The following is a 15,444-nucleotide window of genomic DNA, read 5'->3' as shown; positions in this document are numbered from 1 at the left end:
CCTGCATGGCAAACCCAAGGTGTTTCTTCTTGATTAGTCTGTTATTTCTTTTAACAGGAACCAGTCTGTTGTACGCACAATCCCAGATTCCCATGCGGGTATTCAAGCCCGACGATGTACGGATACCGCTTCCCGGGCCGGCAGTTACTGACATCTATCAGGATCAGCAGGGATATCTCTGGGTATATTTTTATAATCATGGGCTCACAAGGTTTAATGGGATAGAATTGCAGATAATCCCCGATGCTGAAAGAATTTGCGGGGTTGTGAGCTCGGTTTGTGAAGATCCGCTGGGCAGATTATGGGCATTAGGCAAAAAAGGTATTGCAGTATCCACACAACCATTAAAAGATTTTGCACCGGGAGATAGTATCACATTTACTGATCATATTGGATCTGTTTTTCTTCCTAAAGGCGAATCAGATCCGGAAACGAAGATACTGAGGGACAATAAAGATAGGTTGTGGATTCCTGTTCATAACGAAACCATAGAAATGGTCCGATTCTCATTTATTGGGGTCGATTCTGTCAAAATGGAAATCATTCCTAATAAGGAGAATGAAAAAACATCGGTTACAACTCTGGCACAAAGAAATGATGGTAGTGTATGGGCCTATTCCCGTGAGGGGAATCTGTGGGTATTCAAAGGTGATGATATAAGTAAATGGGACAGCGTTCCCATTAAGACAAAATCTGAGACATCCGTATATTCTCCTGACATCAAACTCCTCTGCGAGGATTCTTCCGGGAATCTCTGGATAGTCACGGAAGATGGTTCTGTAGCCATATGGAAAACCGGAGACTCAACCCCCGGGCCATGGGTTTCTGTATTTAAACAGGGCAAAACAAAGGCGATTTTACGAACCCGCGACGGGAATATATGGATTGCCGGAAGCGAAGGGGTAGCCAGATTCAATCCGGTTCAGTTCCCCCGGTTTACCCTGATCAACGACCAGCAGGGATTGCCTTCTCCATTTGTTTTTTCTTTGGAAGAAGACGCAGAAGGAAATCTATGGATCGGAACGATTACCGGAATGGCTAGAATTTCCTCAGATTTTGATGCGTTTGAAAGTTTTTCTGATATTTCTGTGGGTAATACGCCCGGCGTACTTCCTTCTGCCGGAGCCATCGCTTTGCAGGCAGACTGGCCATGGGCACAGGGAGGTGTTGAGGATACATTTACCCTTGTGGCTACTACAAACGGGCTGGCAGCAATCTCTTCTCAGGGTAAACGCGCAGGGCTTCTGACAAAGGAAGAGGGACTGATGGCAAATCTCTGTATTTCGTTGGGCATCGACAATAAAAACCGCCTGTGGATCGGTGAGCAGGCTGGCGTAAGCTGTCTGGCTCCGGTCTCACGTCCGCTCCCTGCAGTTTTTGGCAAAGGACAACCGCTAAACTGGATGGGGCAACCGGGATTATTGTACAATTTTGAAATAGGATTTGTCCTCGGTATCCTTCCACTTCAACCTTCTTCCCCCAAAGAACCTGAAATACTGGCCTTAATTGACCAACAGGGAGTAGCACTTCTTACAGAGGATTATATTCTCGGCTTTGGTCCAAAGAATGGACTAACTGGCACCGGCTTCAGGATTGCAGAACTGGATGACCAAAATTATCTGTATGCGGGCTGTGTAAACGGAGGCCTGTTTCGCAGCACACAGCCGATAAGTGCCTCCTGGCTGCAAAACCTTCGAAATACGGGGTCTCCAGTTCAGAAACGCGGACTAGAATTTGCCTTTGCTGCTTCTGATCCAGACTGCTTCAGACATGTCATTGTTCACGATGGAAAGGATACCGTAAAATCTATAAGCTCTCTTTTGTCTCATCAGGGAAAACTTTGGATTACCTGCGAACATGGCCTGTGGGTTTACGATTACTCCGGGAAAAACCCGGAGAAAAGAATCAACATACCTGAAAAGTACAAAAACTTACAGCGATTGAGACTGGATCCGAAATCTGGGCTGATTTGGATGGCCACCACAGAAGGATTACTCGCTGTTGATCCGGATTCGGGAAAAATTGCTCAGTATGCAAATACCATTGACGGCCTCCTCGAAAATGGAATATGGGGCCCCCATGCTTTTCAGATCAGTAAATCAGGAACATTTTTATATGGTACAAGTAAAGGGCTTGCGCTATATCGCCCGGACATGGATCAGGCCAGGCCGCCTCTTCCAAAAGTTGTATTTACGAGTATAAAGCAAACTTCTTACGAGGATGGCCTTCAGGAAATTCGCTTTGACTATTCCGCCCTGGCTTATTTCTGGGAAAATAACCTTCAATACAGAACCCGTCTTCTGGGATATAATAGCGAGTGGTCTCCCCCTACCCAGGAGACCAGCCTCCGTTATACCAACCTGCCCGCATTTTTGCTGTCCCGGGAATTTTCTTTTGAAGTAGAAGCAGGCTCGATTGATGGACAATGGAGCGGGCAACCGGCAAGATTTACGTTCCGGGTTTCTCCTCCATGGTATTTTAGCTGGTGGTTTTCTGCCATTCTTATATTGGCTGGCGCAATGTTGATTGGATGGATTATTCGATTACGAACCACAGAGAAGGAAAAAGAATTAGAAAAACAGCGGGAAATAAATGAGCGCCTCGAACAAATCGACCGCCTGAAAGACCAGTTTCTCGCCAATACCTCACACGAATTGCGCACCCCGCTCAATGGGATCATCGGCCTGAGTGAAGGACTGCTCGAAAGGGAAAAAGACGATGAGGATCGACAAAATCTGGGCATGATTATCGCATCCGGCAAACGCCTGGCTTCTTTGGTCAACGATCTCCTCGATTTCTCCCGACTCCGAAATGCCGACCTGATTCTCCGCCAGCGACCCATCCACCTTCGCTCTCTGGCTGATGTTGTACTTCAGGTTTCCTTCCCCCTCACTCAGGGAAGAAATATCATTCTGCGAAACGAAATCCCTACGGACCTGCCTGCCGCTTTTGCCGATGAAGACCGGTTGACACAGATCCTGCACAACCTCGTCGGAAATGCCATCAAGTTTACCGAATCCGGGGCTGTACAACTATCTGCCAAGCAGAAAGACAATATGCTGGAAATCGCCGTCTCCGATACCGGTATTGGGATCCCTACCGAAAAACAGGAAATCATTTTTGATGCTTTTGAGCAGGGCGATGGATCCATTTCCCGACAGTATAGCGGTACCGGACTCGGACTAAGCATCACCCGGCAGCTCGTGCAACGACATGGCGGACAAATTCGGGTTGAATCCCAACCCGGAAACGGAGCCACTTTCTTCTTTACCCTGCCCATCTCTGCCGAGAAGGTACAGGCTTCAACCGCACCGCAGATTACGCCATTGGTACCAGAATTTGCCACACACAATCGCCCGGGTTTTCCCACCCTCGCTCAACCCCTGAATGAAGATCGCGTCCAATTGCTCATTGTCGATGACGAACCCATCAACCATCAGGTATTGCGCAATCACCTCCGCGGAGACCGCTTTGAAATTCACACCGCTATGAACGGGCAGGAAGCCCTCAATCTACTCGCCCATTCCACAAAACCTTTCGACATTATTCTCCTCGATGTCATGATGCCCCGCATGTCGGGATATGAGGTCGCACGAAAAATTCGCGAAACTTATTTGCCTTCCGAGCTACCCATCATCATGATTACCGCCAAAAATCAGGTCGCAGACCTCGTACAGGGACTCGAAACCGGCGCCAACGACTACCTCGCCAAACCCTTCAGCAAGGATGAGTTCCTCGCCAGACTCCACACCCATCTCAATCTGGGACAGATTAACCGCGCTTCCGGAAGGTTTGTCCCCAATGAATTTATCCAAACCCTCGGGTATAAAACCATTACAGAGGTTAAACTCGGCGATCATATTGACCGCGAGGTTACCGTCTTCTTTTCCGATATCCGAAGTTATACCACCTTGGCGGAGCAGATGACCCCCGATGAAAATTTCCGGTTTGTCAATGCCTATGCCCAGCGCATGGGGCCCCTTATTTATCAGAATGGCGGGTTTGTCAACCAATATCTGGGCGACGGAATTATGGCCATTTTCCAGCAAAGTCCTGCCAACGCCCTGCAGGCTGCGATCGATATGCAGAAGGCCTTACTCGAATACAACCAACAACGCGTAGCGCAGAAACGCCAACCCCTCCGGGTCGGAATGGGTATGCACATGGGGCCTTTGGTCATGGGCATTATCGGAGACCGGCAGAGAACCGAAACCGCTGTCATCGCCGATACCGTCAATACCGCCGCGAGGGTTGAAGGACTCACCAAGTACTACGGTGCCAATATCCTCCTCAGCGAAATCAGCTACCGGAATCTTCCATCCGGATTACCGTATCACTTCCGCTATCTCGGACTGGCACGACTAAAGGGAAAAGAAGACGCCATAGGCATTTACGAATGTATGGATGGCGATGATTCGGCTGTACTTATGCTAAAACAGGCTACACTTGAAGATTTTGACACAGGGTTAAATGCCTACCTGAACGGAGATATCAGCACTGCCATGAAGGCATTCTCTGCGGTACTGAGCCGATATCCGGAAGATGGGCCGGCGAGCTACTTTCTGAGTCAGGTACAGCAGTTGCAGCGGGAAGGCATACCGAAGTCCTGGAAGGGGATTGTAGAAATGGAAGGAAAATAACCAACTCCTCCGTTATTTCTCAGGAAAAACACCTCTTTGCACATTTTTTGTACGTTATAAGAATATAAGGTAATTACATACATGATCGGGATTCAACATACATCAAAAACTGGCTCTGCAAACTACGAACGATTCATTTCCCACTATCCGCAATTTGAGGATACGGCTATTCTTGACGAACTGCGACAAACTGATTACAGCAGGCTCGACGAGCAGGAACAGGTGTATCTCGATTTTACCGGCGGCAATCTCTATGCGCTCCGCCAGATAGAAAAACACCACAAACTGTTGAAGGATCATATTTTCGGAAATCCACATTCTTCCAACCCCACCTCTATGCTGGCTACCAGGCTGGTTGAGGAGGCAAGAGAATATGTACTAAAATATTTCAGGGCTGAAGAGGATTACATTTGCATATTTACCGCGAATGCCTCCGGTGCACTCAAAATTGTCGGCGAATCATATCCCTTTGATTCCAATGCCCATTTCCTGCTTACTTTTGACAACCACAACTCTGTCAACGGAATCCGGGAATTTGCCAAACACAAAGGCGCCGGCCTTACCTATTGCGGCCTTAATATCAATGACCTCCGGGTCAATGAGGAAGAAGTATTTGAAAAACTGGGGGCATTTCCCGGGAAAAAAAACAAACTATTTGCATTCCCCGCCCAGTCCAATGTCTCAGGTGTAAAATATCTTCTCGACTGGATCGAGTACGCACATATGAATGGCTGGGATGTACTACTCGACGCAGCAGCTTTTGTGCCCTCTGACCGACTGGATCTTTCTGTTTATAAGCCCGATTTTGTATCAGCTTCCTTTTACAAAATATTTGGATATCCCACCGGCCTTGGATGCCTGCTGGTGAGAAAAGAAGCCTGGCCCAAGCTTCAAAAACCATGGTTTGCCGGAGGAACTGTAACCCTCGCATCGGTGATTGCAGACAATCATTTTCTCGACAACAGCCACGCCAAATTTGAGGACGGAACCATCAACTATCTCGATATTCCAGCCATTAAAATCGGGCTTGAATACATTGATTCCATCGGCATCGAGACAATCAAAAAAAGAGTCCTCAGTCTGACTGGCTGGCTGCTCGAAGAGCTTCCTAAGATCAGGCACAGTAACGGAAATCCTGTAGTACAAATTTTCGGACCGAAAGACCTGAAACAGCGAGGAGGAACCATTATCATGAATTTTTTCGATGCAGATGGGATAGCCTACCCATTTGAAGATGTGGAGAATAAGGCAAATTCCCTCGATATATCGATACGCACCGGATGCTTCTGCAATCCAGGTATAGACGAAGTCAATAATTGTCTTAGTTCGCAGGAGCTGGCAAATTATTTCCACAGCCATGAAACCGGAAACTATTACGATATGATTGCGGCTATAGGGAAAATGCGTGGCGCGGTACGGATTTCCATCGGACTGATTTCCAACTTTGCAGATATAGACACCTTTATCAATTTTGTCAGAAGTTTTACAGATAAGTCTGCCCGGGACTAAAAAAAAGTACCGGCGTATGAAGGTACGCCGGCTTGCTTTATCAACTGTAACTATGGAAAATTGTAACTACTACTACTTTTATTAAGGTTCTTTACAAAGATAACTACCAAAACTAATCCCGGTGGTTAACACTCCGTTAAAGTGTGTTAAGGAAACGTTAATACTTCGTGGGGTTGAAATGCGTATATTATCTTTGAATTGTGCAAAACTACCGCATCCATATCATTATTGGCTTAATGGCCCTCGCACTTCTCGGAATTGTGGGGCTGCAGGTCTATCAGATCCGAAAAGCCATACGCATCAGTGAGGACAGCTTTCAGGTAAGTGTGAATGACGCACTTAGCCGGCTGGTCGACATTCTGTATAGCGAAGAAATCAAAACCAAGTATATCAGTGTTTCACGGGCCATGGATGTAGGCTATTCTGATATTGGTACAGATTCTCTTTCTGTAAAAAAACCAGGGCAAAGTGTATTGCCCAACCTCAAAGGCGATACCGATTATCTTACGGCCACACAGCCACGCCGGGTACGGATCAGGGACAGCGTGGCCATTATCACCGAACAGGAAACCTACGTTACCGGCGGCGACTCTGCCTTTATTCAAAATGGCGAACAATCCTATGTATTTTATTCTGACGGAAAAGAAGGCTCGATCAAAGACCTGAAACTCGAAATGCGCGGCCCCAGGAAAGTAGTCGAACTGATGAGCCAAACGCTCGAAGGGCTCAATACCTTTCATCTGAATATTGCCGAAAGAATAGACTCTGTGCAACTGGATACAATCTTGAAGCAGACCCTTCAGGATGAAGGAATTTATCAGAATTTCAAGTTTCAGGTTGGAGGCACAACAGCCGATTCGAAGTTTCTTTTTAAACAAAAAGAGACTGACCCGGAAACGTTTTTACAATCCCGTCATAAAGTTTTACTTTTCCCCTACTCCCGGATGGGAGAGCAGAATTTTTTATATGTCGTTTTTCCCAACCGGGGCATTTATACCTTAAAGACCGTATGGTTTCAATTGGCAGCCTCGCTGATTTTTAGCGGAATCATGCTTTTCAGCTTTGCCATGACCCTGGTGACCATTTTCAGACAAAAAAAATTGTCGGAGATGAAAAACGATTTTATCAACAATATGACGCACGAGTTGAAGACACCCATTGCAACCATTTCGCTTGCAGCTGATTCGCTCAACAACCCGATGGTCAGGAACAATACCACAATGGCAGACCGGTATATCAGCATTATCAAAGAAGAAAACCAGCGAATGAACCGGCAGGTCGAACGGGTATTGCAGGCAGCGCGATTTGACCGGGGAGAAATTCAGATCAAACCGGAACAAATGGATATTCATGAGACCATTTTACAGGCAGTCAACAATATACGTTTGCAGATTCAAAGCCGGGAAGGAAAAATATACACCAATTTATTGGCGCAAAACTATTCCATTATGGCAGATAAAGTCCATATTGCAAATGTTATTTACAATCTTCTGGACAATGCCGTCAAGTACAGCCCGGAATCGCCCATGATCACTGTAACAACAAAAAATCAGGGAAACCGCCTGTTGATCCGCGTGAAAGATAAAGGGAAAGGGATAGCCAAAGCGGATCAGCAACGAATATTCACCCGTTTTTACAGAGTATCTACCGGCGACCTGCACGAAGTGAAAGGCTTTGGGCTGGGATTGAGTTATGTAAAAGAAATTGCAGAAGTTCACGGTGGAAATGTTTCGGTGGAATCGGCCCTTGGCAAAGGCAGTACGTTTCAGATTTCGATCCCGCTTTCATCGGAGATTTCAGGTAAAAATGTTAAGTTATGACCCCCATTTTATTAGTTGAAGACGAAGCAAATTTTGGCGCAGTATTGCGTGACTACCTTCAAATGAACGGTTATGAGGTAACACTTTGCCCGGATGGAGAGACCGGATTACAAACTTTTCACAGTCATTCTTTCCGCCTCTGTATCCTTGATGTCATGATGCCCCGAATGGACGGATTTACGCTTGCCCGCAAGATCAGAGAGATCAATTCGGATATCCCGATTATTTTCCTGACGGCCCGCTCCATGCGGGAAGATGTACATAAAGGATTTGAGATTGGCGGTGATGATTACATCACCAAACCCTTTGATTCGGAGGAATTGCTTTTTCGGGTAAAAGCTGTACTCAAAAGAACCGAAGGCACAACCCCTGCATCCAGGGAAGAGGATACTGACACATTCACCTTTGGCCAGTTTTCATTCAACCACCGGCTTCATACGATATCCCACAACGACGAAAAGCTGCGCCTTTCTCCCAAAGAAGCCGACCTCCTCCGGATGTTGCTGCTGCGTCAAAACGACCTGCTTTCCCGCGACGAAGCGCTCAATGCACTTTGGGGAGATGACAATTATTTTAACGCCAGAAGCATGGATGTATTCATCAGCAAACTTCGCAAACGCTTTAAAGACGATCCTTCAATCAAGATCGAGAATGTACATGGCAAAGGATTTCGCCTGACTATTGAACCCTCGTGATTGTCTTTTTACGGTATTGCATTTTGCGATTACCTATAAGTTTGCATTCTGCGAATGGTTGGTTCAAACTGAATATCCATCCGCTCTTGCATAAGTATTAGCATTTTAGGCTTCTTTTACTCCCATTCGCCGGATATTTACCTACATTTCAGATACCATTACTCTCATCTCTGAATTAGGTTCATGTCATTTGTAAACCGACCTGTCGTTTACCTTGCTTTTGCCCACGAGTCTAAGAAAAATAAAGGGATTAAAGTATTAAAATCCCTCCATGAAAATCTCGCCGAAACTTTTGACCGTTTTGTAACACAGTCATGCGACCCTGTTCTTGATCTGCAAAGAGAAGGAAAGGATGGTCTGCCTTATGCCTTTGAGGTTTTGTCAGCGGAGTTGCAGTACCCACATTTATCCGTGATCCATATAGCTTCCGAACCTTCAGGTGAAACCCCACTTCACTTTAATGCCCTCGCAGGGAAAAGAAAAGAGCTGGACCTGGATAATTTGTTTCTCGACCACCTCAAAGATCTGAAACTGATCATCATTGACGGAGGGGCAACCAGCGACCTTGTCGAAAAGCTTTTATTTGCCGGAGCCCCTGCGGTTATCGGCCTTAACTATATCGGAGAGAATCCGTCAGCGGTTTCTTTTATCCAAAAATTCTATCACCGCCTCATTCAGGGAAACCCCCTTCAGACCGCTTTTGAATGTGCAATTGAAGCCGAAGAAGAAAAATTCACACTTCAGGTCATTGCCAGCGATCCTTACGAATATTGGGAAACCAAAGAGAAAGAAGATCCCCATGCACCCTTCGCCTGGGGACTCTACTATCTTTCCGCCAATAGCTCCGCACTGTCCTGGCAAATCGTTGATCCGGCAGAAGTAATTGAAAATATTCCCGAAGAACCTGAAGTTATTGATGAAATCGCGGACACAAAATACGAACAAGCGTACAAACAGCAGGAGGAGCAAGAGTACGAGCCGCAGGATGAGCAGGAAATAGAATTGGTGGAAGAAACGCCATTTGTACCAGAGGAAGCAGAACTGGTTGCCAGCGAAGAAACCGTAGAAGACAAAAGTTTCTTTGACCTGATGGATGCGGAAGCGCTAATAGAGGCGTCCTCTTCTGTCGAACTCGAATCCGAGGATGCATTGATCATTCCGACACCTTTATTTTTCCAGGCACGTCCGGGAGGTTTTGGGGCAGATTCGGATAATTTTGCGCAGGTTCGATTTGCAGAAACTGGTGCGATCTCAGAACTCGCAAAGATATGGAAGCGGGGAAAATCTGCTATTGAATCCTCCCTGATTGAGGAAGAAGAAACACCTATCCGGGAAGAGGTTATTTCACCCGAAGAAACCCAAGTCTCAACCACCGGCAAAGAATTGCAATTATACCATCAGGAAACTCCACAGCCGGAACCTGAAAAAAAACAGGAACAAATGCCTGAGGCCGAGCCCGTTTATGAATATGCCGAGGAGAATCGTTCCCATTCGTATGACTATGACCGGACTTATAATACCGAAAACCGTTCGACCAGACCTACAGCTAAAATCCGCTTTCCCAACTGGAGAAATTACGCAGGAATCAGTGCTGGCGCAATAGGTGCACTGACAGGCATCTTTTTTATATTCAACCTCATTTCCTTTAACAGCAAAAATAAGGAGATTACTTACCTGAATGCCTTCCAGTCTGTCGAAAATTACAATGTCCTCATTCTGCCCTTTAAGCCGTATCCCGGCTGTAAGGCAGAAGATGCTTATGATGAAATAGCCGTAAGAGATCGCCTCAATACGCTGGAAGAAAGCAATGAGTTAAATATAAAAGCTGTCTTTATTGACGAAGCGGCATGCCCGGGCAATTCGGAAGAAGCCCGCAGTATGGGTGAGGTTTATAATGCTGACCTCGTGATATGGGGCAATTATCCCAAATTTGAGGAAGATTCCAACCGGATTCATATACATTATGTGGCGCTCAGCAATAGCCAGGATGACTTGTCTTTTCACCCCGGTGATCTTGGCAAACAAGCATTCAGCGATATATATGAATTGCAGGAAGGCATATTGTCAGGAAGTGTGGATGATATGGTTTACTGGGTACTTGGAAGCATATATCTGCAAAATGAAAACTATCAGGTATCGCTGGGCTATCTTCAGCAGATCAGCGGCAATGGTACGGCGGAGTATGGGCTGATCAATCATATGATGGCCAAATGTTATCACGGACTGAGTATGTATGACGATGTACTCAACCAGTACAATCAGGCGATAGCCGCCAATTCGCAGGATGCGAATGCCTATCACAGCCGGGGACGGCTTTTTCAGCGCCTCCATCAAAATGATCAGGCACTGGCCGACTACGCAGAAGCAATCCGTATCAACCCCAAACATCTCAAAGCGCATTACAACCGGAAAATCCTGTTGGATGATGAAGTGGATGGCGGGTTTTACTTTGACCAGGCAGAAATTAATAGTGAGCTTATCGCTGCAGGAGAAACAACCGATTCACCTGAATCTGTCCCAACCGTACTTTCTATAGAGAAACCAGAATTTGAAATACCGCGCAATGAGCCGGAACTTGCCAAAGGCAATATTCAGATTATCAATAACCCGGTTGCGGCTGAGGAAAAAACAGAAAGTCTGTCTTCCATGAGCAACCGCGCTTACCAGTACGAGAAAGAGGGAAAAATCAAAGAAGCGATTGCCATCTATTCTGCCATTGTCATCGCCTACCCCAAAGACGCGGGGGCTTTCCACAAACGCGGAATCCTCTATGAAAAAACTGGCGCATTCTCCAAAGCCACTGCGGACTACTCCAATGCGATCCAGCTTGATCCACGAAATATTGCCTATTACAACAGCAGGGCTTATCTGTTTGACCGCCAGCGGATGTTCTACAAAGCCATTGATGATTATACCATGCTGATCAAACTCAACCCCGATGATGTCAACGGCTATATTTACAGGGGGAAAGCATATCAGTACGTGAGGAAAAATCCGGAAGCACTTGCTGATTTTCAGGAAGTGATTCGCCGCAACCCCCTCGATGCGACAGGGTACTATTTCAGAGGAAAACTATATGGCGAGCTCAATCAGCCCGACAATGCCCTTTCAGATTTTGCCAAAGCGATCGCCATTAACCCCGGCTATGGAAGTGCGTACAGAGACCGCGCAGAAATGTACTACGATAGAAAACGCTACGACAAAGCCCTGTCGGATTACGACAAAGTGCTTGAGCTCAATCCGCACGATGCGAAAGTCTATGCAATCAGAGCCGACATTCATATGAAAATGGGCAATCCCGAAAAAGCAGAAGCAGACCTACGGCAAGCCATCAGTATTGACCCTGAAAGTACTTCCTATCAGCAGCGGCTACGGGAGCTGACGTCGAATTGAAGCGGGGAGGCGTGTCTATTATCCAATAAAAAAACAATCAATCGCAGGTAAGCATTTTTTATTCTCTCCCGCTTTCGCTAATTTTGGTAAGCACAGAGACTGATCATAGGGTAAACTGAATGAGTGTAATTGCAATCGCAAATCATAAAGGAGGGGTAGGGAAAACCACTACCACCGTAAATCTTGCTGCCGCTTTGGCCCGAACCGGTAATAAGGTGCTGGTCATTGATATGGACCCGCAGGCAAATGCGACGTTTTCGCTTGGGCTCAAAAAACAGGATCAAACCATCTATCAGGTACTGGCTTTCCAGGATGATATCAAAAAAATGATCCAAAGCCTCGAAGATATCGATATCGTGCCGTCCTCCGTTCACCTTGCCGGGTTTGAGAAAAATATGGAAGTCGGAAAAGAATTTATCCTCCAGGAAAGTCTGGTATCGATAAAAGACTCTTACGATTTTATCCTTATTGACTGCCCGCCTTCGTTGGGTGCGCTTACCATCTCGGCGCTGACTGCCAGTGATTTTGTCATCATCGCCCTCCAGCCCGAGTTTCTCGCGCTTCAGGGTATGACCGATTTTATCAAAATCCTGCGCACAGTCAAAACCCGAATGAACAATCAACTCGACCTCCTCGGTATCGTGGCTACTCAATACGACAACCGAAAAGTCCTCCACCGTGATGTACTCGAACATGCAAAAAACCAATACGGCGAAGCCATATTTGATACCATGATCCGCGGAAATGTCGCCCTCGCCGAATGCCAGAGCATGGGGAAACATATTTTCCAATACGATGCAAACTGCAACGGTGCCGAGGACTACCTCAACCTGGCTTATGAAGTGGAAAACAGACTAAAGACTGAAGTTGCCGTATAATTGATAGAAACTAAATAATGGCGAAGAATTTTTTGGATCGGTTAGGTGATGCCTATGAAGAGGATGTGCTTGTGGATTTGATCCCACAAAAACGTCAGTCTTCGCCACGCCGCAAAAAACAGTTTCTGGGAAGTCTTGAGGAGAATATTTCCACCCCAAAGAAGAAAAACTCCTCACCCAAAAGCAGCTCTTCCGGTAAAAGGAAAAGTTTTCTCGATACTATCGAAGAAGCGCTCGATAGTAACGCTTTTGACGAAGTCATCCCTGTCGCCCCCAAATGGACCCGCAAACCTAATGCCGACCAGATGGAAATGCCCGTAGTTGAAAGCCCCTTCAGCACCATGATCACTCACGAAGTGCTCGAACGCGCACGCGTTATAGCCATAGCCAAAGGCATTCGCATCAAGGACGTGATCAATATCGCCCTGAAAAAGTATATTGAATTGGAGGAGAAATAACAGCTACCTCACCGGCACAAACAACACCGCGTCGGCTCCTGCCTGCCCGCTCAGGGAATCGCCCACCACTTCTACCCAGGCGCTGTCTCCTGCACCAAAATCGTATTGCCCAAGTCGCGCCCATTTACGGGTGTTTTCGTTGTAGTTCAGGGTAAATGCTGTCTCACCACCCGCATGACGAATGGTCAACGGCAATTGGTTTGCTACGCTATCATAGGGTTTTCGACTATTTGCCTCTTCTCGATACAGCCCCGGACAATAATACCAGACGGCATACATGCCCGGCTTTTTGACCTCTGGCGTAAACCGCACCCTCGAACTGTCAGTTGCCGTTTTATCCAACAACAGATGATCTGCTCCGTTGGATTTGCTGTCCCAATGTTCTTTCTGCACAGCCCACGCACCGGCGTATTTTACGCGGCTGGTGTCGCTGTTGTCCACCAGGATTTCGGGCGTGCTGCCGTCCAGTAGCGGATTGTCCTTCAGGATTTCCTGCACCCGCGAAACCGGTACTTCCTGCACAAATAAATCTTCGTCAATGGCAATCGACGCGGCAATTGCAGACGATTGTGCCAGCACCATGAAGACCGGTTCCATCCGGATAGAACCGTAAGCAATATGCGAAGCTGAAAGACATACCGGAACCAGCAGATTGGTGCATTCTTCGCGGCGCGGTGTCAGCGATTTGTATGATATGGGATAGGGAGGAAAACCGCCGATTTCTACATCACCTTCATTTTTCACCATGGCTTTACCTTCTTTCCAGATCACAATGCGCTGACAGTTGTGCGAATCCATCGTATAAGCCGCCATGCCGATCGCATCTGTAGCCGTCTTTTTTCCGGTGCAATTGGCTTCGGTCATGACATATTCTCCGATCAGACGGCGCGCCTCGCGAATGTATAACTGCGGCGTAAAATTGCCATATCCTTCGTACTCATCTTTGGGATATCCCCATTGTTTCATCTGGCTGCGAATGGTATCCGCCACCCTCGGGTCATTACCCAGAAAATAAAGCAGCCCTTTGGTATAGGCCAGGTGTTCTTTTACAATTTCTTCCCTGCGCTCATAGTCTGCCTCCGGATATTCATGGCTCCAGCCGATCATATCAGTGGAAAATGGCCCCCGGTTGTTGATATCGGTTTTGTTGTTGGGCATGAGCGACCATATAAATCCGTCGTTGAGGGTTTTCCATGGCTGGGTTTCCATGACACGGAGCAACAGTTCGTATTTCTCAGGGTCGTAGCCCAGCGGTTTTCCTATCGGGATGCGGTTGGCAGGATCGCTGGTGAGGCAAATGCGGAAATTGTATGCCTGAACGAGCGTATCGCCGCTGCCTTTTTTTGCCAGGGTATCGGGACTGATTCCCCACAAAAGTCCGCTGGCTGAATCTCCCGGCACTTTGTAGGGATCTATTCCATCGGGAAACTGGTGATATTCGCGCACTTGCACACCGTTGTAACTTTCGCTGTATTTGGCATTTTCTTCCCGCCCCACAGTATAACTCACTGCGGCATTCGCCAGCAGGTCTCCTTCATAACTACAGTCAATAAACACTTTTGCCTTTACTGTATAGGGAGCAGAAGCCACAGCGGTAGAATCTGTATTTTCCAAAGTGATGGAGCGAATCTCTGTCGAAAATTTTTCTGCACCGATAATGCGGTGGTGATATAATACCTCTACCCCACTCTTTGCTATGTATTCTTTGAAGATTTTTTCGGCCACATGTGGCTCAAATGTCCATTGCTCAAACTCGCCATAATGTTGTCCCACTTTGCGGTAAAATTCGCGGGAAATGCCCGTAACGGCGTATTTGTTGCCGATGTCTGTTTGCCCCAATCCGCCCGAACTTAGTCCGCCGAGCCTTGTGCCCGGCTCGATCAGCAGCACTTTTTTTCCCAGTTTGGAGGCAGAATACGCGGCTATTACCCCGGCAGAAGTTCCGCCATAAATACAAATATCATAAGAGCCGGGAGCGGGTCCTTCTTCCTCACATGCCATAAGGAAAAGGGAAAATATCAGCAGAAAGGGGAGCAGGTGTTTCATAGAGG

The 15,444-nt window shown here is 46.9% G+C and carries 8 protein-coding genes; 7 read left to right on the top strand and 1 reads right to left on the bottom strand.

Going from position 1 to position 15,444, the window contains the following annotated elements; translation table 11 throughout:
• The first annotated feature begins 92 nt into the window (after positions 1-92).
• The 7 genes from R3D00_01480 to R3D00_01450 all read left to right on the top strand — a co-directional run bounded on the left by R3D00_01480 (position 93) and on the right by R3D00_01450 (position 13,393).
• Complete coding sequence (locus tag R3D00_01480) at positions 93-4,640, top strand: ATP-binding protein (protein ID MEZ4771821.1); 4,548 nt, start codon at positions 93-95, stop codon at positions 4,638-4,640.
• Between the two features lie 81 nt (positions 4,641-4,721).
• Complete coding sequence (locus R3D00_01475) at positions 4,722-6,149, top strand: aminotransferase class V-fold PLP-dependent enzyme (GenBank protein MEZ4771820.1); 1,428 nt, start codon at positions 4,722-4,724, stop codon at positions 6,147-6,149.
• A 200-nt stretch (positions 6,150-6,349) separates the two neighbouring features.
• Complete coding sequence (locus tag R3D00_01470) at positions 6,350-7,969, top strand: HAMP domain-containing sensor histidine kinase (protein MEZ4771819.1); 1,620 nt, start codon at positions 6,350-6,352, stop codon at positions 7,967-7,969.
• Positions 7,966-8,664, top strand: coding sequence for a response regulator transcription factor (locus R3D00_01465; GenBank protein MEZ4771818.1), 699 nt, complete (start codon positions 7,966-7,968; stop codon positions 8,662-8,664). Before R3D00_01470 ends, R3D00_01465 begins: the two co-directional genes overlap by 4 nt.
• 183 nt (positions 8,665-8,847) lie before the next feature.
• Positions 8,848-12,057: a tetratricopeptide repeat protein gene (locus tag R3D00_01460; protein MEZ4771817.1), complete on the top strand. Its 3,210-nt coding sequence runs from the start codon at positions 8,848-8,850 to the stop codon at positions 12,055-12,057.
• Positions 12,058-12,176: 119 nt separating this feature from the next.
• Positions 12,177-12,935, top strand: a complete 759-nt coding sequence (locus R3D00_01455; GenBank protein ID MEZ4771816.1) for a ParA family protein — start codon at positions 12,177-12,179, stop codon at positions 12,933-12,935.
• 17 nt (positions 12,936-12,952) lie between these two features.
• Positions 12,953-13,393, top strand: a complete 441-nt coding sequence (locus R3D00_01450) for a hypothetical protein (GenBank protein MEZ4771815.1) — start codon at positions 12,953-12,955, stop codon at positions 13,391-13,393.
• A 3-nt stretch (positions 13,394-13,396) separates the two neighbouring features.
• Here the strand turns inward: R3D00_01450 and R3D00_01445 are convergent, their stop codons facing one another.
• The gene (locus R3D00_01445) at positions 13,397-15,439 is read right to left on the bottom strand and encodes an FAD-dependent oxidoreductase (protein MEZ4771814.1); all 2,043 of its coding nucleotides are present in this window, start codon (positions 15,437-15,439) and stop codon (positions 13,397-13,399) included.
• Positions 15,440-15,444: the final 5 nt, after the last annotated feature.

Source organism: Bacteroidia bacterium (genome assembly GCA_041391665.1).
Taxonomy (GTDB): domain Bacteria; phylum Bacteroidota; class Bacteroidia; order J057; family J057; genus JAGQVA01.
The sequence above is the reverse complement of the archived record's forward strand: the minus strand, read 5'-3'. Positions and strand labels throughout refer to the sequence as shown.